The sequence below is a fragment of the Hyphomicrobium sp. MC1 genome (assembly GCF_000253295.1).
Lineage (GTDB): Bacteria > Pseudomonadota > Alphaproteobacteria > Rhizobiales > Hyphomicrobiaceae > Hyphomicrobium_B.
Map to the genome: position 1 here is coordinate 303528 of NC_015717.1, position 19727 is coordinate 323254.

19 protein-coding genes and 1 other RNA gene are annotated in these 19727 nt (G+C 60.5%); 18 read left to right on the plus strand and 2 right to left on the minus strand.

Annotated elements, in window-relative coordinates; all coding sequences use genetic code 11:
• The first annotated feature begins 107 nt into the window (after positions 1 to 107).
• The 10 genes from HYPMC_RS01380 to rnpB all read left to right on the plus strand — a co-directional run bounded on the left by HYPMC_RS01380 (position 108) and on the right by rnpB (position 9347).
• Positions 108 to 317 (plus strand): hypothetical protein, encoded by a 210-nt coding sequence (locus HYPMC_RS01380; protein WP_013945958.1) that lies wholly within the window; start codon positions 108 to 110, stop codon positions 315 to 317.
• Positions 318 to 433: 116 nt separating this feature from the next.
• A complete protein-coding gene (locus HYPMC_RS01385) occupies positions 434 to 907 on the plus strand; it encodes a DUF2852 domain-containing protein (RefSeq protein WP_013945959.1) in 474 nt (157 codons plus the stop codon).
• Between the two features lie 95 nt (positions 908 to 1002).
• Positions 1003 to 1341 carry a DUF2852 domain-containing protein gene (locus HYPMC_RS01390; protein WP_013945960.1) on the plus strand — a complete coding sequence of 113 codons (339 nt, stop codon included), beginning with the start codon at positions 1003 to 1005 and terminating at the stop codon, positions 1339 to 1341.
• Positions 1342 to 1504: 163 nt separating this feature from the next.
• A complete protein-coding gene (locus HYPMC_RS01395) occupies positions 1505 to 2233 on the plus strand; it encodes a DnaJ family molecular chaperone (RefSeq protein ID WP_024275264.1) in 729 nt (242 codons plus the stop codon).
• Positions 2230 to 3000 carry an N-acetylmuramoyl-L-alanine amidase gene (locus tag HYPMC_RS01400; RefSeq protein ID WP_013945962.1) on the plus strand — a complete coding sequence of 257 codons (771 nt, stop codon included), beginning with the start codon at positions 2230 to 2232 and terminating at the stop codon, positions 2998 to 3000. Before HYPMC_RS01395 ends, HYPMC_RS01400 begins: the two co-directional genes overlap by 4 nt.
• A gap of 112 nt (positions 3001 to 3112) precedes the next feature.
• Positions 3113 to 4762, plus strand: a complete 1650-nt coding sequence (locus HYPMC_RS01405; RefSeq protein ID WP_013945963.1) for a phosphoethanolamine transferase — start codon at positions 3113 to 3115, stop codon at positions 4760 to 4762.
• A 126-nt stretch (positions 4763 to 4888) separates the two neighbouring features.
• Positions 4889 to 5719 carry a pentapeptide repeat-containing protein gene (locus HYPMC_RS01410; RefSeq protein WP_013945964.1) on the plus strand — a complete coding sequence of 277 codons (831 nt, stop codon included), beginning with the start codon at positions 4889 to 4891 and terminating at the stop codon, positions 5717 to 5719.
• Between the two features lie 141 nt (positions 5720 to 5860).
• Positions 5861 to 6160 carry a hypothetical protein gene (locus tag HYPMC_RS01415; protein ID WP_013945965.1) on the plus strand — a complete coding sequence of 100 codons (300 nt, stop codon included), beginning with the start codon at positions 5861 to 5863 and terminating at the stop codon, positions 6158 to 6160.
• 242 nt (positions 6161 to 6402) lie between these two features.
• Positions 6403 to 8625: an ethanolamine ammonia-lyase gene (gene eutB, locus HYPMC_RS23055; RefSeq protein ID WP_013945966.1), complete on the plus strand. Its 2223-nt coding sequence runs from the start codon at positions 6403 to 6405 to the stop codon at positions 8623 to 8625.
• A gap of 284 nt (positions 8626 to 8909) precedes the next feature.
• Positions 8910 to 9347, plus strand: an RNA gene (gene rnpB / locus HYPMC_RS23515) — RNase P RNA component class A.
• 23 nt (positions 9348 to 9370) lie between these two features.
• Here the strand turns inward: rnpB and HYPMC_RS01425 are convergent.
• A complete protein-coding gene (locus tag HYPMC_RS01425; RefSeq protein WP_155831146.1) occupies positions 9371 to 9790 on the minus strand; it encodes a hypothetical protein in 420 nt (139 codons plus the stop codon).
• Between the two features lie 119 nt (positions 9791 to 9909).
• On the opposite strand from HYPMC_RS01425, the gene HYPMC_RS01430 reads away from it, so the two are divergent.
• Entirely contained in the window at positions 9910 to 10878 is a 969-nt protein-coding gene (locus tag HYPMC_RS01430; protein WP_013945968.1) for a helix-turn-helix domain-containing protein, read from the plus strand.
• Between the two features lie 16 nt (positions 10879 to 10894).
• Positions 10895 to 11812 (plus strand): alpha/beta hydrolase, encoded by a 918-nt coding sequence (locus HYPMC_RS01435; protein ID WP_013945969.1) that lies wholly within the window; start codon positions 10895 to 10897, stop codon positions 11810 to 11812.
• A gap of 7 nt (positions 11813 to 11819) precedes the next feature.
• Here the strand turns inward: HYPMC_RS01435 and HYPMC_RS01440 are convergent, their stop codons facing one another.
• On the minus strand, positions 11820 to 12659 hold the full coding sequence (locus tag HYPMC_RS01440; RefSeq protein ID WP_013945970.1) for a DUF2189 domain-containing protein: 840 nt from the start codon (positions 12657 to 12659) through the stop codon (positions 11820 to 11822).
• A 547-nt stretch (positions 12660 to 13206) separates the two neighbouring features.
• On the opposite strand from HYPMC_RS01440, the gene mraZ reads away from it, so the two are divergent.
• The 6 genes from mraZ to HYPMC_RS01470 all read left to right on the plus strand — a co-directional run bounded on the left by mraZ (position 13207) and on the right by HYPMC_RS01470 (position 19703).
• The gene (gene mraZ / locus HYPMC_RS01445; RefSeq protein WP_013945971.1) at positions 13207 to 13698 is read left to right on the plus strand and encodes a division/cell wall cluster transcriptional repressor MraZ; all 492 of its coding nucleotides are present in this window, start codon (positions 13207 to 13209) and stop codon (positions 13696 to 13698) included.
• Positions 13695 to 14732, plus strand: coding sequence for a 16S rRNA (cytosine(1402)-N(4))-methyltransferase RsmH (rsmH, locus tag HYPMC_RS01450; protein WP_013945972.1), 1038 nt, complete (start codon positions 13695 to 13697; stop codon positions 14730 to 14732). Before mraZ ends, rsmH begins: the two co-directional genes overlap by 4 nt.
• A gap of 40 nt (positions 14733 to 14772) precedes the next feature.
• Positions 14773 to 15072 carry a cell division protein FtsL gene (gene ftsL / locus HYPMC_RS01455; protein ID WP_013945973.1) on the plus strand — a complete coding sequence of 100 codons (300 nt, stop codon included), beginning with the start codon at positions 14773 to 14775 and terminating at the stop codon, positions 15070 to 15072.
• A 38-nt stretch (positions 15073 to 15110) separates the two neighbouring features.
• Entirely contained in the window at positions 15111 to 16739 is a 1629-nt protein-coding gene (locus HYPMC_RS01460) for a penicillin-binding protein 2 (protein WP_083832104.1), read from the plus strand.
• A gap of 94 nt (positions 16740 to 16833) precedes the next feature.
• Positions 16834 to 18282, plus strand: a complete 1449-nt coding sequence (locus HYPMC_RS01465) for a UDP-N-acetylmuramoyl-L-alanyl-D-glutamate--2,6-diaminopimelate ligase (RefSeq protein WP_013945975.1) — start codon at positions 16834 to 16836, stop codon at positions 18280 to 18282.
• Positions 18279 to 19703: a UDP-N-acetylmuramoylalanyl-D-glutamyl-2,6-diaminopimelate--D-alanyl-D-alanine ligase gene (locus tag HYPMC_RS01470; protein WP_013945976.1), complete on the plus strand. Its 1425-nt coding sequence runs from the start codon at positions 18279 to 18281 to the stop codon at positions 19701 to 19703. Before HYPMC_RS01465 ends, HYPMC_RS01470 begins: the two co-directional genes overlap by 4 nt.
• Positions 19704 to 19727: the final 24 nt, after the last annotated feature.

The window sequence follows — 19727 nt, forward strand, 5'->3', positions numbered from 1 at the left end:
TGATCCGCATACTCGGTAACGGCTGAATCGCCATCGTTTGATCCTCGTTTCTCAGACGTGTCTGATTTTTTGAATGCGATTTTTGAAAACGTCTTCAGGAGTTCGCAATGCCCGGCAAATGCCCGAAATGTCAAAACGTCGTTGGCAACGTTCGCGCCGAGCAGATCGGCATCACCAACATGGCGGGCAACACCTTCAGCGGGGCGAGCTACGTTTGCCCGCATTGCCAGACGATCCTGGGGGTCGTGGTCGATCCCTATGCGTTCAAGAACGAGATCGCCATCGAAGTGATGAAGCGGATGCGCGGCGGGCGGTGAGCCTGTCGCGAACCTTTTTTACTCGATAGCTGCGGCTAGCCCTTGAACTCACCCCTTGCCGTCCCACGTATGTGAATGTAAAATACATTTACATCCTGAATGAGGAGAGGGTGGCAATGACGCAAGTGGTGCAGACGCTCGATGACTTCGGCAGGCCCGCGTGGCTTGCCGCGATGGTTCTGGGGTTCATCGTCTTCTGGCCGGTTGGGGCTGTCATCCTGACCTATATGCTTTGGAGTGGACGCATGAACTGCGGATGGCACGGTGGTCGGGGTCGCGAACGCTGGGAAAATCGGATGGCGGAACGTTTCGAGCGGGCGCGATGCCGAATGGAAGAGAAATTCGGCGCCTTCGGCCATGGACCTAGAGGCGATGGCCATAGAGGCGGCGGTTATTCCAGCGGTAACAAGGCCTTCGATGATTATCGCGAAGCAACGCTGAAACGGCTCGAAGACGAAGAGCGCGAATTCCGGGAATTTCTGGAGCGTTTACGGCAGGCCAAGGACAAGTCCGAGTTCGACCAGTTCATGGCTGAAAGGCGCGATCGTCCGGAACCTGGACAGGAACCCGGTACCAGTCCCACGACTTGATTTCCAAGACATAAGGCAGGGCGGCTGTCGTGGCCGCCCTGCTTCATCTTTTCCGGCTTTTCATTCGGTGTGCCCAACTACGCGGAGCGGACTCGATGTTTTATCTTCACCATCTGATCTTCTTGCCGTTTTTCGTTCTGTTTCACGTTGTCGGCTTTCTCTTCCTGGCGTTTGCAGCGGTGATTTTGATGAAAGTGTTCCGCCAGCGGCGGTGCGGCAGCGCCTCTCGCAAAATGGAGAGGCCGGAGGCAACACGGCCGGCGCGTTTCGGAAATGAGGCGTTCGATGATTATCGGCGCGCGACTTTGCGGAAGCTCGAAGCTGAGGCGGAGGAATTCCGCAAGTATCTCGATGGGTTGCGGCGGGCGGCCGACGCCGCGGCGTTCGAGGCGTTTCTTAAATCGCGGCGTGCAGAAAACGGGCCAGCGGCCTGACGACCGGGGCGTGGCGACGCGCCCCGTCTGCATAGCAGAAATTCCCCATTTTCCGCCCATGTTGCTGATATTTTAGGGGAGTTACCGTACCGGCTCGGCTATGCTGAACGCTATGGCCGTCACGGCGGACGGGCTTGTTCGAGGCGAAAAATCACGGACGATCATGGCCTGGCAATTTTTGAAAAACGCTGTTGTTGCGTATGGTGGCGGCTTGCGCTCGGCGCTCGAGCACCTCAAGGAGGCGTTCGGCTTCGAGGGTACGCAGACGCCTGGACAGTCACGCGTCGCATTCACGATCGCGGTCGTGGCGCTGGCGGCCAAGATGAGCAAGGCGGACGGCGTTTCGCTGCCAATTGAGGCGGAAGCGTTCAAGCGCCAGTTCCAGGTGCCGGAAAGCGAGTGCGCGCACGTACGCAAGCTCTATGAGCTCGCGAGCCGGGACGTGGCCGGATACGAGACGTATGCGTCGCAGATCGCGCACATTCTCGAAGGCCAGCCCGAGATCAAGGTCTCGGTGCTTGAAAGCCTCTTCCATATCGCGAGCGCGGACGGCGTTTTGCACCCCGACGAAGACAAGTACCTTGAGCGGGTCGCTGAGATCTTCGGCTTGAGCAAGGGCGAGTTCCGCTGCGTGCGCCGCGGCTTCGTCTTCGATGCCGATAGCCCGTACGAGGTGCTGCACGTTTCGCCGCTGGCTTCGGATGCCGAGCTCAAGGCGCGGTATCGCGAGCTGGTCAAAGGCCACCACCCCGATGCGCTCGTTTCGAAGGGTGTACCGCCGGAGTTTCTTGCCGGGGCCGAACGGCGGCTGGCAGCGATCACGGCAGCTTACGAAGCCATTCTCGAAGAGCGTGGTCAGCGGGCGGTGCGCGAGCTGGAACCCACTCCGTGACCTTCGAGTCGGATACGCCGCTGACGCATGCGGTTTGTGCGGCCCACAATCGGGAGCCGCGACGCGGCGGCGTAAAGCCGTCGCTGCTCGTTCTGCATTACACCGGCATGGCGTCGGCTGCGAAAGCGATCGACTGGCTATCGCGGCCGGAAAGCGGCGTGTCCTGCCATTACGTCGTGGACGAGCATGGTGTCGTGACACAGCTCGTGCCGGAAGAATTCCGGGCGTGGCACGCGGGCGTCTCCAATTGGAGAGGCGAAACAGACATCAATTCGCACTCGATCGGGATCGAGATCCACAATCCCGGACATCAGAACGGCTATCCCGATTTTCCCGCAGCGCAGATGCGGTCCGTCATTGCACTGTCGAAGGATATTGTTCGCAGAAATCATATCCGGCCTGAAAACATTCTGGCGCATTCGGATGTGGCGCCAGGGCGGAAGATCGATCCGGGCGAGAAGTTCAATTGGCTTTTGATGGCGCGGGAAGGTCTGGGGCTGTGGGTGCGGCCGTTGCCCGTTCGGGCCGACGATCCGGGGCTGGAGCTTGGCGCCGAAGGTCCGCGTGTTCTCAATGCACAGAGAAATCTTGCCGCCTACGGATATGGCATCGACACCAGTGGCGTACTGGACGCCGATACGGAAAAGGTTCTCAAGGCTTTTCAACTGCATTTCAGGCCTCGCCGCGTGGACGGGCGGCTCGATCGTTCGACCGAAGGCACGCTCGAACGCCTTGTTGCGGCATCGTCGAAGCCGGCTGCTGCTTGACGCAACGTCAGCGGTGATGTTGATGCCGAGGGTGTGCTGACGGATTGCAGCGCATCTCGCCGGCCGGGGGCTCGGCGAAACTCGGCACAAACAACCGAAGCAGGGCAGACAGGTGTTTAAGCCGCGGCGGCCGGAAATTCTGGCGCTTATCGTTGCCGTCTACGTCGCGCTGGTTCTGAACCGGCCGTTCTGGAACAAATTTCTGATCCTCGTTGCGCCGCATCGGTTCAGCGATTGGGCGTTCGTTGGCGCAGTTGGTGTCGCGACTATTGTCATCGCGTATCTTGTGCTGCTTGCCGTTTCGCTGAAGCCATTGCTGCGTGTGCTCGTTCTCGTTCTGCTGCCGGTCACTGCGGCGGCCGCGTATTTTATGGGCGAGTATGGCATCCTCATTGATGCGCACATGGTGCGAAATATCTTTGAGACGGACAGGGGAGAGTCGGGCGATCTCGTCACGTGGAAGCTCATCGGGTACGTCGTATTTCTCGGGGTTGTGCCCGGCGTTCTATTCTGGCTCGTGCCGTGGATGGAGCGGTCGTGGCGCGATGAAACGCTGGCGAAACTCAAATACGCGACGGTGGCTTCTGTCATCTGCGTCGCGGTGGTGCTGCCGTTCCTAGGCAACATTCTTTCGCTCGGCCGCGAGCATCGCGAACTGAAGATGACGCTGACGCCGCTGAACTACATCTCAGCGGTTACGACGTATTGGCGGCGGGAAGGGCGTAAGCAGGTCAAGGTGGCCGCACCTTACGGTGATGATGCGTATCAGGCGGCAGCGTCGAATCCGGCGCGCAAGTCGCTGTTCGTAATCGTCGTCGGTGAAACTGCGCGTGCAGATCATTTTGCGCTAAACGGTTACGCGCGACCGACCAATCCGGAACTTTCCAAGGTGCCGGACCTCATCAATTATCCGCATGCTTATTCGTGCGGGACCGATACCGCCCAGTCGGTGCCGTGCATGTTTTCAGGCTACGGCCACGACGGCTTCACCAATGCAAAGGCAGAGACGCGCCAGAACCTTCTGGATGTCTTGAAGCGAGCGGGCGTGAATGTCCTGTGGCGTGAAAATCAAGCCGGCTGTAAGGGCGTCTGCGCACGCATCGAAACCGAAACTCTGACCGGACACAAAGTTCCGACGTTCTTTCCGAGCACCGAAAACTACGACGATATTCTCGTCGATGGTCTCAAGGAACGCATCGAGAAGATGCAGCACAACGAGGTCATCGTGCTGCACATGATGGGCAGTCACGGTCCTGCGTACTGGCGGCGCTATCCGCCGCAATACGAGACATTCACGCCGGCTTGCAAAGACGCGCAGTTCAGCCGGTGCGAGCTGCAGACGATCGTCAATGCTTACGACAATACGCTCGTCTATACCGATCACGTCTTGGCGCGGCTTATCGGGGTGCTTGCAGATGCGCAAAGCCGCGGCGTCGATGCCGGAATGCTTTATGTGTCCGATCACGGAGAGAGCCTCGGCGAGCACGGCATGTACCTTCACGGCATGCCCTATGCGTTGGCGCCGGAAGCGCAAATCCATGTGCCGATGGTGGTGTGGCTTTCCCCGACGCTGCGTGAAGCACGCGGCATCGATCAGTCTTGCATGATGGCGCACGCGAGCGCGCGCGTAAGTCACGACAATCTTTTTCATTCGGCGCTGGGGATCATGAACGTAAAGACGCGCGTTTACGATCCGGCGCTCGATCTATTCGCGGGCTGCCGCAACCGCACACGTAAGGCTTATGGGCAGCTCACGCCATAATGAGATAACGTAGCGCGACAGGTTGCGACGCGACGATTTCACCACCCAGGCGCGACGAAAATGATATCCCCGGGTTATTCGGACTCATGCATGATTGGCGTGTAAAGGCGCTTGGAAGGTTTGAGCATGGTTCGAATTCTGGCCGCGTTGTCTTTTCTGGCTGTGATCTGCGGCCCGATGGTAGCGTGGGCTGAACAGCCGCTCGGCCCGGTTCCGGAACACCCGGACATGAGCGCGCGAGCCGTCACGACGCTGCTCTTCCAGGCGAAGCCGGGGATCCGCCCCGATCTCTCCGGCAAGTTTCTCGTTTATCTCGATCTGTCGGAACTTAATTTCAAAGCGGCCAACCTGGCGCATTCGGATTTTTACGGCACGGACTTCACCGGTGCTAATCTGAAGGGTGCCGATCTCTCGCATACGCGCCTTGACCGCTCCGTGCTGATGCGAGCCGATCTTTCCGGCGCTAACCTCACGGGCGCAACGATTTTGAGGCCGACGATCTACGCGGATCTGTCGTCGAACACACAGGATGCGCCGCGCTTCACCGGCGCCAATCTCACGGACGTTCATGTTCAGGCGGAACTGTCGGGTGCCGACTTCCGCGGTGCGAACCTGTTTCATGCCAACTTCTATCCGCTCGAAGGTCGGCCCGGGGAGGGAACGCTTGCCACGACGTATCGCAACGTTCTCAAGTATTGCGATTTCTCAGGGGCCCGGCTCGAAGACGCCAACATGACGCGAGCCGTGCTGTGGTTTGCCCGGTTCAACGGGGCCAATCTGAAAGGCACGGACTTCACTGACGCGGACCTGTCGCGAGCGGATTTCTCAGGTGCGGACATCACCGGTGCCGACTTTACGCGCGCCGATCTCGACGGCGCCAATTTTGTTGGGGCGATCGGCATTGCTCAGGCCAAAGGTCTCGATCAGGCCGTCAATCTTGATCGCGCCGTCAGATAAGCGATGTTCAGTTGTCGCGACGTCAGGCTGGCGTCGGCTAGACATCGGACCATCTTTAAACAAATCACAAACTGCTATTAACCTTTGTTAAAGGGTTTATTGTCAGGCTGTTAACACCTCATCCCAAACCAGGGTGCTGAAATGTCGAAGCTAAGCGGAGTTGTCCGTTTGCGTCCATGTGCATCGTTTGCGGTTGGATTTTTCGCAGTGGCTTCCGTCTGGGCGACCGGCGCTGAAGCGGTCAGCCTGCACGTCAAGCTGGCCTGCTCGCGCGATTACTATGCCTATTGCAGCCAGTTCGCTTCGGACAGCCCCGAAGTTCGCCAGTGTATGCGCTCGGTCGGCAAGCGGCTATCGGAACGCTGCTTCAACGCCCTGGTCGACGCGGGCGAGGTGAGCCCGACCGAAGTTGCCCGGCGCGCGGCGGCACTGCGCCAGTAGAGGCACTTTCGTTCTCGGCTGGTCCCGAGGATGACAGGGTGTGTCCTGTTCTTCGCTGCCCCAATAGGCATCCAGACGTCTTTTCCGGCAGTTGCCAGATTTGACTAATAGGAACTTGACTTGCGCCTCACGAACTTCGTTTATGATGTGCTCAGTCGGCCGCACATGCGTTGACGACGCCTTTAGCGGCGTGAGCGTCGCGTGTTCCGAACCGGCCAGATGAGAGCAATGAGGGCGGTGACATGGGCGAACCGAGGATCGAGCTAAAGCCTTGGCGGCAGATCGACGTTCCGGAGCCGCAGCCGGACGAGCTTTATCAGCTTTCGCTTTTCGACAAGACCTATAGCTTCCGCGGTCTGAAGGCGCTGCTCGGCGCGGCCGACTTCGACAAGGCGGGCGATCGCAATTGTGGGCTGGCAGCGAAGGACGACGTCGAGCGCGAAGCTGCGCGGACGATCCTTTCAGGTCTCACGCTGCAACATCTCTACGACCGGCCGCTGACCGACGATGAAGGTCAGGTCGATTCAGTCATGCGGATCAACTACGATATCGATCTTGCGACCTTCGCGGAGCTGGCGCCGAAGACGCTCGGCGATGTCAAAAACATGCTGCTGCGCGCGAAGTCGGCGGAAGCCAAGCGCATCGGCGGGGCGCTGACGGGCGTCATGGCGGCGGCCATCGCCAAGCTCATGGACGTGCATGAGCTTGTCTATGCGGCGAAGAAATTGAAGCGGTCCGGCAAGGCGCGGACGCTCGTTGGCGCGCCCGGCACATTGTCGTCGCGTCTGCAACCCAACCACCCGACCGACGATCTCGATGCCATGTCGGCGCTGGTCTATACGGGCCTGTCGATGGGCTCGGGCGATGCGCTGCTCGGGCTCAATCCGGCAATCGACACGGTCGAGAACATCACGAAGGCGCTGAAGCATCTCGACAAGCTGCGCCGCGAAACGGGCGCGCCGACGCAGATCTGCGTGCTCTCCCACGTCAAGACGCAGCTCGCGTGCCTTGAAAGCGGGGCGCCGGTCGAAATCATGTTCCAGTCGCTGGCCGGCACGGATCGCACGCTCATCGAAGAGTTCGACTGCACGGCCGACGTACTCGACCAAGCCTATACGACGATGGCGAAGCATGGGCCGCTTGCGGGCGAAGCCGACCAGTTCATGTATTTCGAGACCGGACAGGGCAGCGAGCTGACCTACGGCAAACACAACGACATCGACATGACGACGACGGAAGCGCTCTGCTATGGGCTGGCGCGCCGCTACGATCCGTTCATGGTCAACAACGTGACGGGCTTCATCGGGCCGGAGACGCACCGCTCGAACTTCGAGATGATCGTGTCGAACCTGCAGGATCATTTCATGGGCAAGCTGCTCGGCCTGCCGATGGGCATGGCGCCCTGCTACACGCTGCATTCCGAGATCACGATGGAAGGTCAGCAGATCGCAGCCGAGTTGCTGACGGCTGCGGGCGCCAACTACTTCATGGACGTCTATCTCTCGATTGATCGCATGCTCGCCTATTTCGATACCTGCGGGCACGACGACCAGACGATGCGCGAAGTGCACGACCTGACGCCTGCGCCCGAGTTTCTCGAGTGGACGATTTCGCGCGGCATCTTCGTACGCAACGAAGACGGCGAGATCGAGCGCGGGCCGAACTGGGGCAATCCGAAAATCTTCTGCTCGGAGGACGAGTTCGAGCGGCTGCGCAAGAACCTGCCGGCGGCTTACGGGTTCGAGAGTGCCGGTCCGCGACCGAGCGAGCAGGTGTCGCGCGCGATCAAGGCCAACCTCGCGGCGGCGCGCGAAGCGATCTATGCCGAGGTCACGCCGGAACGCCTTGCCGGCATTGACTTCCGCCGCGTGAAGACGTCGGCCGAGAGCAAGGAGATCCACCTCTCGCATCCGGATCGCGGCGCAAAGCCTGCGGACGAGATGATCGCGGAACTCGCACCGGAAAGCGTCGACGTACAGATCATCGTGTCGGACGGGTTGAGTGCGGAAGCCGTGCATCACAACATTCCGGACCTGTTGCCCGCTTTGCTTGACGGCTTGAAGGAGCAGAGCATTTCAGCCGGCAAGCCGATCCTCGCGCCGTATGGCCGGGTGAAACTGGCGGAAGCGCTGGGCGACGCGTTACAGCCGAAGCTTGTGATCAATCTCATCGGGGAGCGGCCGGGCGGCGACGCGCTCGCCTCGCGCAGCATGTCGGCTTACATCGCGTATCGTCTCGACGATGATGCGAAGAAAGCGGCGGCGCAGTTCAGCGGCAACCCGGACGTGCGCTACGAATACACGGTGATCTCGAACATCTATGCGGGCGGCTTGCCGCCGAGCGAAGCCGCCGTACAGATCGCCGAGCGCGTCAATCAGATTTTGACGACGAAGGCCGCGGGCAACCGGCTGGAGCGGGCGATTCATGATCGTTCGCACAACATGCGTATGGCTATGGGGGCTTAATTCTTGATTGCGCCTTGCGAGACTCCCTGCGGGGAGCCGGCCGCAAGACGCGGACTTGTCGGCAAGTCGTAGATCACGTGCCTTGTCATCCTCGAACGCGGCGAGCATCGCGAGCGCGTTCGGGGATCCAACGTGAAGCTGCCGATGGCTCAGTCTTGCGTCTCCGACGAGTCTTGCGCTGGATCTCCGGCCGTCTCTCACCTGTTCCGCGCTTGCCTGTCGCCAAACGGAGGCAATCCGACCCCCCTTGACGTTTCGCTCTGCAGATCGCTTATCTCGCCATACCAGCCGGCCGGACGGCCGCTGCCGGATATCGTTGAGGCGAAACGGGCTCTAAAGGCTCGCGAGCAAAGCGTCCGGTGGAGGAAAGTCCGGGCTCCCAGAGAACACGGTGGCGGCTAACGGCCGCCGGGGGCGACCCCAGGGAAAGTGCCACAGAGAACATACCGCCTCCGCGCCTCCGGGCTCGGCGGTAAGGGTGAAAAGGTGCGGTAAGAGCGCACCGCGCTTCTGGCAACAGAAGCGGCAGGGCAAACCCCACCGGGAGCAAGATCAAATAGGGGTGGGCGCGCGGAGCGGGAAACCGCAGACGCAAGGCGCGTTCTCACGCTACCTGCCCGGGTTGATTGCACGAGGCGCTTGGCGACAGGCGTCCCAGATGAATGGTCGTCGCGGAGGCGCAATCCTCCAAACAGAACCCGGCTTACAGGCCGGCTGGTATTTTATTCTTTTGCATGCTTCGCGATTAGAGAGCCGAAAGTGCCTCTTTTGCCGCGAACCAGGCTGCCGCGCCATATCCGACCGTCGTCAAAATACAGCTCAACGTGATCATCGCCGTGAAAGCGATCGGTGGCGATTTCAGGTAGCTCGGCCGGAGCGCCCGAACGAAGAATGCAAACGGGTTGAAAAAAGAGCCGATGCAAATGAAGGCCGTCATCCATGCCGGCGGTATGATTTCAAGCGTGCGAAACAGCATGAAAAAGATGAACTGGAACTGCGCCATCATCAGATAGTCGATATGAGACTTCAGCAGATCATGGCGCCCGGGGATAAGTTTGAGCATCGGGCTGTCGTCGGATGAGAAGACGGCGACGAGTAGCCAAGCCTGAAGAAGGGCCACGACGAGACATAGGCTTGCAGTCAGCAACAGGAATTGTGTTGGCACGGCTTTCTTGGCTCCGATTTTCCACTGTTTTCGCGAATTTACATAGACAATCGTCAGCGCAGTCGCTTGACTAATCGGGACAAAAGTCTTGGCCACGGCGGCCAGCGTCGGGGGTTGGGATGAGGGGATCCTTTTCAACGGATCGCGTGGCTGCAAAAGATGGGTTCGCTTATTGGAGCGATCTCGTTTGCGATGTCTTCGTAAAGCTCGATTGCAATTCGACAGTGCGAGATTGCTTCAAGGCCAAGATGCTTTATGACACTCTCGGTTGGCTTCGCGTCGTAGAAGCGGAAAGCGATGCCATCGAGGCTCAGCGCTCACGACGGCAGATCACCAAGGGCAGTGAAGATGACCTCTTGGTTTCCATCCAAATCAAAGGAAAGACGCAGCTCATACAGGACGGCCACGAGGCTGTGCTAAATGCTGGTGATTTTGCCCTTTACGATAGCTCTCGACCTTACGTCCTGCGCATGTCCGACGATACGCGGCTTATTTGCCTGCAATTTCCGCGCAGCGAGATCGTCGGTCGTCTCGGGCCGGTTTCGCCGTTCGTGGCTAGAGCAGTAGACGGAGAACATGGAGTTGCCAGTCTCTTCCTGGAGCTGGCGCGTATGTTGCCGAAAAGAGTTTCTGAATTGGATAAAGCCACCGCAGAGGGCGTTGCAGAGCATGTCGTCGATCTATTGGCATTATCGCTCGGAAGCGAGCGGGGCGACGCTTTTCAGCTTGCGAACGGCCATGCTGCGATGCGTTCACGCTTGAAGCAGGCGATACGAAGGCACATTCGCGATCCTGATTTCTGTCCCACACTTGCCGCGCGTTCGGCAGGTATCAGCGTTCGACATGCCAACCGCCTTCTAGCGGAGGAAAATACATCGCTGGGGCGGTTTATAATCGGCGAGCGTTTGGCCGGCTGTAGGGAAATGCTGAGCGATGCCTACTATGACAACCTGTCGATTGGTGAGATCGCATATTCCTATGGGTTCAATGATCTCAGCCATTTTAGCCGCGCATTTCGCGCGCGCTATGGTCACTCTCCGAAGGAGTATCGCTCTCGTCGTACACGTCAGCCTTTCGTTGCTACCTAGGGCGAAGCGCGCGATTATGACCGTTGCGGCATTCACGGCGATATCATTTCCCGCAATGGCTTGGACGGAACAGGACATTGTCCACAAGGGCCTTGCCGGTTCTCTGATCCCGGCGACCGGCGGCAAGCCTGGGCCGATGGTGCTGATCTTGCCGGGCTCCGGTCCTGTGGATCGCGACGGCAATGCGCCTGGAATGGATACCGACAGTCTCAAGCTTGTGGCGCGGGGGTTCGCCGATCTCGGCATCAGCTCGCTTCGGATCGACAAGCGCGGTGTGGGTGAAAGTTATGCCGCCGGTCCGCGCGTCGAAGACCTGCGCTTTGGCACATATGTCGATGACGCAATCTCGTGGCTCGACTTTTTGCGCAACCGGCCTGACGTCTCGAAGCTGTTCATTCTCGGGCACAGCGAAGGCGCGCTTGTCGGCACGCTCGCGGCGAAGAAAACGCGTGTCACGGGGCTTATCTTGCTTGAGGGCGCAGGGAGGCCGATTGCTGATGTTTTGGCGCGGCAACTCGCGAGCGCAGGTGTTTCGCCAAAGCTACAGGGCATTTCAAAGCAGATTACGGAGCGATTGGAACACGGTGTCGCCGTTCCGAACGTTCCGGCTGAACTCGTGGCGCTCTATCAGCCGCGGGTTCAAGGGTATCTGATGTCGTGGATGCCGCTTGATCCGGCGGCCGAACTTTCGGCGGTGACGTGCCCGGTCCTTATCGTCCAGGGTAGCACCGATCTGCAGGTGTTTCTCGATGACGCGCACCAGCTTTCAACAGCATTGCCGTCGGCTCGTCTGGTCGTGATTTCGGGCATGAACCACATCTTGAAGGAAGCGCCTGAGGATCGCGCGCAAAATTTCGCGACGTACGGCAATTCGTTTTTGCCGCTCGATCCTCAGCTTCTTCCTGTGCTCGCGGATTTCGTGCGCAAGCACTGAGGGTGCATCACGGACTCGTCACAACGAGCTTGCGATAGAGGTGCCAAGTCGCGTGGCCCAGGATCGGGAGCACGATGGCAAGTCCGAACAGGAACGGCAGTGCACCCAAAACGAGACCGACTGCAACGATCAGGCCCCACAGCGCCACCGGAATGGGGTTTTCCAGCGTGGCGCGAACGGACGTTCGGATGGCCGCGCCGACGCCCACATCGCGATCGACGAGCAGCGGGAACGACACAACGCTGATTGCCAGCACAAACAGGGCAAAGAGAAAGCCGACGAGATTGCCGGCGAACATCAATTGCCGTCCCTTATCGGTCGTCATGACCTGATTGACGAAGTCCGACAGCGACGTCGGCGTGCCGCCTATGATCTGCGTGTACATCATGTTCGCGACGTAGAGCCAGCCGACGAACAGCAGCGCCAGGAAAGCGCCGAGCGTGAAGATCGAGTCGATGCCGGGCCGATGCAGTACGTCGAGCGCGCGGGCGGGAGATACGTCGAGGCCCTGCTCGCGGCGTCGGCTCAATTCATAAAGGCCGATGGCGACGAACGGTCCGAGCAGCGCGAAGCCTGCCGCCATCGGGTAGATCAGATGCAACAGCTCATAACCGAAGATCAGTCGCGCGAGGATGATGCCGACGACCGGATAGATGATGCAGGCGAAGACGACGTGCGTCGGCATCGCGCGGAAATCATCGATGCCCTCGCGCAGCGACTGCCAGACGTCTGCCGTCGTGATTGAGCGGACTGCCGGATCACCGTCGCGCCACAGAACGGACGCGGGCCAACGAAGTTCGATGTCGGAATGAGGATGGGACGGCGTCGGTCGCGTGAGATTCGCCATGGTGCACCTCCTTATGGGTGCCGACGGCTCATCCGCCTCGGCACCGGCTGACGTGTGCCCCGCTTTGCGCTGGTGCAGATCATGCGCCCCCGCGTGCGCCGCGACCAATCAGGTCTCCGTGACCGCGTTTGCGCGTTTCAGAAAATTTCCAGGTTTTCAGAAGCTTGCAGCGGACCGCGAAGGCCGCCCGAGAGGCGCGTCGGCAGCGGGCTGTGGATCAGGGGTAACAATTCCAGTTCTCACCACGAAATATCCTTAATATTCCGTTGACGACCATCAATTCCCATGCGATCCCATATATGCCCGTCCGCACCGGGCAGGACACCGTGGCTGGGCGCCGATTTGGTTAGAGGGCCCAAATCTGAGCGACCGCCACGGCCCCTTTCTTGATTGTTTCGGGCGACAGGCGTTCCGCGACGGCCGCCCGAAATGGAGCATCCCGGCCGCGGCGGCCGAGTTTTTAGGTCCGGTCCTGACGGCCGGCTCCGCGAAGCGGAGTCGTCAGGGCCAAGTAAGTGAGTAGGAGGACGGAAATCGTAGCTGGGGGATGGACCGCTTTGTCTCGACATTCACAAACAAGATCGACTCAAAAGGGCGCGTTTCCGTTCCAGCCTCGTTTCGCGCCGTCCTTGAGCGTGACGGTTACGCCGGCGGCCTCTACTGCTACCCCTCGCTCGATGCTTCTGCTCTCGATGCAGGCGGCGAAAGACTTGCAAAGAAAATCGACGGGCTTCTCGCGGGCTTGCCGGACTATTCGGATGAGCGAGACGAGCTCTCTGTCGCACTCTACGGCGACGTCCAGGTTCTCTCGATCGATGGCGACGGCCGCATCGTCCTTCCTGAAGGCCTTCGCGAGCACGCCAACCTGGCAACCGCCGTCACGTTTGTTGGCCTTGGTGACAAGTTCCAGATGTGGGAGCCCAAAGCCTTCGAAGAACGCCGCAAGGAAGCGCGCAGCAAAGTCCAAGTGACGCGCAAACTTTTTGCAGCGGGTGGCCGTTCGTCGGATGACAACGGCAACGAGGGAGCACGGGAATGACGCGCGGTGGCGGGGCAGAGGGAGCCTCGCTGGGGCCAGCTGACAAGCATCCGCGCCACATTCCCGTGCTGATCTCGGAAGTGCTGGAGACGCTCGCGCCAAAGGCGGGCGAAACCTATATTGACGGCACGTTCGGCGCAGGCGGATATACGCGCGCCATCCTCGAAAAAGCCGACTGCTCCGTTCTCGCGCTCGATCGCGATCCTAACGCCATTCGCGGTGCAGCGCCGCTTATTGCGCAATTCGGCAGACGGCTGAAGATCATCGAGACGCCTTTCAGCCAGATGGAAGACGCTGTCGGCGCCGAGCTGCCGGGACAGCAGGTCGATGGTGTCGTGCTTGATATCGGCGTTTCCTCGATGCAGCTCGACGATGCGGAGCGCGGGTTCTCATTCCAGTCGGATGGCCCGCTCGACATGCGCATGTCGTCGTCGGGTATGAGTGCCGCCGATTTCCTCAACACTGCGGATGAGGAAGACATCGCAAACGTCATCTACGAGTTCGGCGAGGAGCATCGCTCACGCGCCATTGCGCGGGCGATCGTCAAAAGACGCGTGGATGCGCCGTTCTCGCGTACGCTCGAACTCGCCGATGTGGTGTCACGGGTTTTTCATGGCCGGAAAGTCGACGGTCGTCATCCGGCTACACGGACGTTTCAGGCATTGCGGATTTTCGTCAATGACGAGCTCGGCGAGCTGACAACCGGATTGGCGGCAGCAGAGCGCATTTTGAAGCCCGGCGGACGGCTCGTTGTCGTCAGCTTTCACAGCCTGGAAGATCGCATCGTCAAAAAGTTTCTGACCGAGCGCAGCGGCAAGACTGCTGGTGCGTCGCGGCATCAGCCGCCGGAATTGATAAAATCTGCCGATCCAAGTTTCCGACTTGTTAACTCGCGCCCGTTAACACCTTCTAAAGGTGAATTGGAAGTGAACCCCCGTTCCCGGTCCGCACGTTTGCGGGCAGCCATCCGCTTAGACGCAGCGGCATGGCCTTTAGATACGGGCGCGACGGGCCTCTCCCAGCACCGGCGATAATGCGCAGCTTGATTTCAAGCTCAACGGGAACTGTTTCAAAATGCGTCTCTTGAATATTGCAGCTTTCTTTTTTGCAGTGTCGAGTGCGCTGCTTCTTTATGCCTTGAACTACGATACCCGCCGCCTCGAAGCCGAGGTTCAGGAGAAGGAACGTTACGCCGACCAGGCACGCAGCGATATCGCCGTGCTCAAGGCGGAACGTGGCACGCTCTCGCGCCCCGACCGGATTGATGGGCTTGCGCGGCAACTCGGACTAGGTCCGCCGAAGCCCGAACAATTCGAGGGCGAGGGCCAAGTGTCCCAACTCAGCGGACGAGCGAACACTTCCGGCGGACAATAGAGGGACGGTTGGTCGTGGCTGGGGGGCGTTCAGAGATCATGATGCGTGGTTCGCGCCGAGGTTCGGAGCGCGTCGTTTACGGCGTGCTGATCGCGGCCTTTGCGGGTGTCGCGGGCCAGCTTCTGGTGTTGGCGGCGTCACGGCATACCGACATCACGCTCGCTATTTCCGAGCCCGTCGCGGCAACGAGCTTCAGCCGTCCGGATATCGTCGACCGCAATGGCCGTCTGCTTGCGACCGACCTCGAAGCGCCGTCGATCTTTGCTGACCCTGGGCTCGTGATCGATCGCGACGAAGTCGTCGAAAAGCTACGGACCGTGCTGCCTGATCTCGACGGCGACCAGCTCTTTCGCGATCTTGCCGATAAATCGCGGCGATTTCTTTGGGTGCGGCGGGGCGTTTCGCCGGGCATCGCGCAGAAGGTGCACGATCTCGGTCTGCCGGGTATCGCCTTCCGATATGAGCTGAAACGCGCCTATCCCGGCGGCATGATGGCCGGTCATGTGCTCGGCTATACCGACGTCGACAATCGCGGCGTCTCGGGTATCGAACGCTATATTGACCAGAAAGTCGGCGTCGATCCCGTGCATTCGGCGGTGCTGTCGAGCCGCCCGCCCGTGCGCCTGTCGCTCGACATCGGGGTGCAGCATGCCCTCGAAGACGAGCTTGACGACGGCGTGCGCGACTACAAGGCGGAGGGCGCAGCGGGTGTCGTCCTCAATATCAAGACCGGCGAAATACTGGCGAGCGCATCGCTGCCGCGTGTCGATCCGTCTTGGCCGATGGAGGCACTCGATCAGAAGCATATCGACCGCACGGCCGCAGGTACATACGAGCTTGGCTCGGTGTTCAAGACGCTGACGCTGGCGATGGCGTTCGACGAAGGTCTGGCGCGTCCCGATACGCTGCTCGACGTGCGCCAGCCGCTCGAAGCGGGACGCTTCACCGTCAAGGACTTTCATCCGGCAAGCCGCCCGCTGACCGTGACCGAGGTCTACACGCATTCCTCGAACGTCGGCGCCGGCATGCTAGCGCTCGAAGCGGGGCCGGAAAAGCTTGAAGCGTTCTTCAAGAAGCTCGGTATTTTAGATCAGATGGAAACCGAGGAAGGTCCGCTCGCGGCGCCGCAACTGCCGCAGCACTGGAACCGGATATCGACGATCACGACGTCATTCGGGCACGGCATAGCCGTTTCACCACTTCAGTTCGCCGCCGCCGCCGCGACCATTCTGAACGACGGGAAAACCGTGCATCCGACATTCCTGCGCAAATTCGATGCGGGGACGGCAGACGGCAAGGCCGTCGTCAGCCCGGCAACGTCGCGGCTGATGGCGCACCTTATGCGTCTCAACGTCGTCAATCGTGACGGAACGGGCGGAAAGGCCGATGTCCCGGGCTATCGGGTCGGCGGTAAGACGGGTACGGCCGACGTAGCCGCAAAAGGCGGGTACACGTCGAACTCGGTCATTTCGTCGTTTCTCGCGACATTTCCGACAGATGATCCGCAGTTCCTGACGTATGTCGTACTGTTCGAGCCGAAGGGCCTTAAAGAAACACACGGCTATCGTACCGGGGGATGGAACGCGGCGCCGATCACCGGCAAACTCATCGCGCGCATTGCAGCGCAGTTGGGCGTTGCGCCGGAGACCCAGACGGCCAGCCGATGATCGCGACGGCTGCGAGATTTGACGGCTCGCCTGGCGCCTCCTATCACGTTCCAGACAAGGGGCGGTGCAACTGGGGGACGATAAGGCGGGGATGATGCGGCTTAGCGAGGTGCTTCCGGCGGATATCGCGCCGCCGCCAGGTGCGGACGCCATTTCCGTTTCAGGCATCACGGCCGCGAGTGCTGCGGTAGGTCCGGGAGCGATTTTCGCCGGGCTGCCGGGCACGAAAGTTGATGGCTCTAGTTTCGTTCCTGAAGCGATCGAGCGGGGCGCAGTTGCCGTCATCGTTGGCAGGAACAAGGGCGTGCGCGTTCCCGAAGGCGTGGCGCTGATCGAGGTCGATAATCCGCGCGCCGCATTGGCTAAGATCGCGGCGAAGCTCGCGGGCCGCCAACCGAAAACGGCCGTTGCAGTCACGGGAACGAGCGGCAAAACGTCCGTCGCCGATTTCACGCGGCAGATCTTCACGGCGCTGGGTCACAAGGCGGCATCGGTCGGAACTATCGGCATCGTCAAGCCGTCCGGCGCCGTTTACGGTTCGCTGACGACACCCGATCCGGTCACGCTACATGCGGCGCTTGCGGCGCTCGCGGACGAAGGTGTGACGCATCTGGCGTTCGAGGCGTCGTCGCACGGACTTGACCAGCATCGGCTCGACGGCGTGGAGCTTTCGGCGGCGGCCTTCACGAACCTCGGCCGCGATCACATGGATTATCATCCGACAGTCGAAGATTATTTGAGTGCGAAGCTGCGGCTGTTCACGGAGCTTCTGCAACCGGGGCAACCTTCTGTCATCAACGCGGACGGGGCTTATTCGCGTGACGTCGCGGCGGCGGCGAAGACGCGGGGCTTGCGCGTGATGATGGTAGGCACGGGCGGCGATGCGCTTCAGCGCACATCGCTGTCGCGTGATGGATTTCGCCAGATCATCGGCGTGAACGCGGGCGGCAAATCCTACGAGGTTTATTTGCCTTTGGTCGGTGCGTATCAGGTCGAGAATGCGCTGGTGGCTGCCGGTCTTGCGATAGCCGTCGGAGAAGAGACCGAAGCTGTGCTGCAAACGCTTCGCGGTTTGAAGGGCGTGCCTGGGCGGCTCGAAATCATCGGTGAGCGCAACGGCGGTCTCGCCATCGTCGATTATGCGCACAAGCCTGAGGCGCTGGCGGCGGCACTTGATGCTTGCCGTCCGTTTGCGACGGGGCGCCTGATTTCGGTGTTCGGCTGCGGCGGCGACAGGGACAAGGGCAAGCGGCCGATCATGGGCCGCATTTCGGTCGAACGCGCCGACATCACGATTGTGACGGACGATAATCCACGCAGCGAGCAACCGGCTGAAATCCGCAAGGAAATTCTCGCGGGTGCGGTGGGCGCTCGCGAAATCGGCGACCGCGCGGAAGCCATCACGACGGCGGTTTGCATGATGACTCCGGGCGATGTCGTGCTTGTGGCCGGAAAGGGTCACGAAACCGGCCAGATCATCGGCGATCGGATCATTCCATTTTCCGATCACGACGAAGTCCGGAAGGCGCTCGCAAGCCGATGAACGCAATGAACGCTCTGTGGTCTTTCTCCGAACTTTCTTCTGCATTGGGCGTTGCGTCCGACGGTGACGGCGTTGCCATCACAGGCGTGTCGATCGATACGCGGACGTTGCAGGCGGGCGATCTTTTCATCGCGCTCAAGGATCAGCGCGACGGGCACGAGTTCGTTTCGGCGGCGTTCAAGGCCGGGGCTGCTGCGGCGCTGGTCAGCCGCGATTATGTTCGACAAGCAGGCGATGGCGCTTTGTTTCGCGTAACTGATCCGCTTGATGGGTTGGTGGCGTTGGGGCTAGCGGCGCGCAGACGGCTGTCGGAAGATGCGCGCGTCGTCGGCGTGACGGGCAGCGTGGGCAAGACCGGTACCAAGGAGATGCTGCGCGCGTGTCTGTCGCGGCTCGGGGCCACACACGCGTCGGAGAAATCCTACAACAATCATTGGGGTGTGCCGCTGACGTTGGCGCGGATGCCGGCCGATACGCAGTTCGCCGTGTTTGAGATCGGCATGAATCATGCGGGCGAGATCCGGCCGCTGACCAAGATAGTGCGTCCACATGTGGCGATCATCACCACGGTCGAAGCAGTGCACCTAGAGTACTTTCCGTCGGTCGCGGCCATCGCGGATGCCAAGGGCGAGATTTTCGAAGGCTTGCCGCAGGGCGGGGCGGCGATCATCAAATATGACAATCCGTTTGCGGGTCGCCTCAAAGCTATCGCCGAGGCTTACGGCGCGAAGCCGGTGACGTTCGGTTTTGACAGCAATGCCGACGCTTGTGGGTCGGATTTCCGGATGTCCGACGACGGCAGCGATATGACCGTTTCTATTGAGGGCCTGAGCATTCCGGTTCATCTGGCGATGCCGGGACGGCATATCGCGGAGAATGCACTGGCGGTTGCGGCCGCGGTTGCTGCCATCGGCGCGGAAGTCCCCACAGCACTCGCTGCGCTGGCCGATCTTGTGCCGCCGAGCGGCCGGGGCGCGCGCAGCACGCTCTACGTCGGCGATGGAGAAGTGCTGCTCATTGACGAGAGCTACAACGCCAATCCGGCCTCGATGCAGGCGGCTCTGGCGACCCTCGGGGCAGTTCCTCGACAAAGATTTATGCGACGGATTGCGGTGCTCGGCGACATGCTGGAACTCGGCAGCGAGGCTCCGGCGCTACACTCCGGCCTCAAAAGTGCCGTCGATGCGGCGGATGTCGATTTGGTGTTCGCATGCGGGCCGCATATGAAAGGCCTTTATGATGCCCTACCAGCGGCCAAGAAAGGCGGCTACTCTCTGACGTCGGCGCCGCTCGAAATCGCGCTTGCGGATCGTCTGAGGGCGGGCGATGTCGTGATGGTGAAGGCATCGAACGGGACGCGGCTCGGCGCTGTGGTGGCGGCGCTGAAATCACAGTTTGGCAAAGACGGGCCCGCCGCTTAGCCGGCCGGGATCATTGAGGGGGAA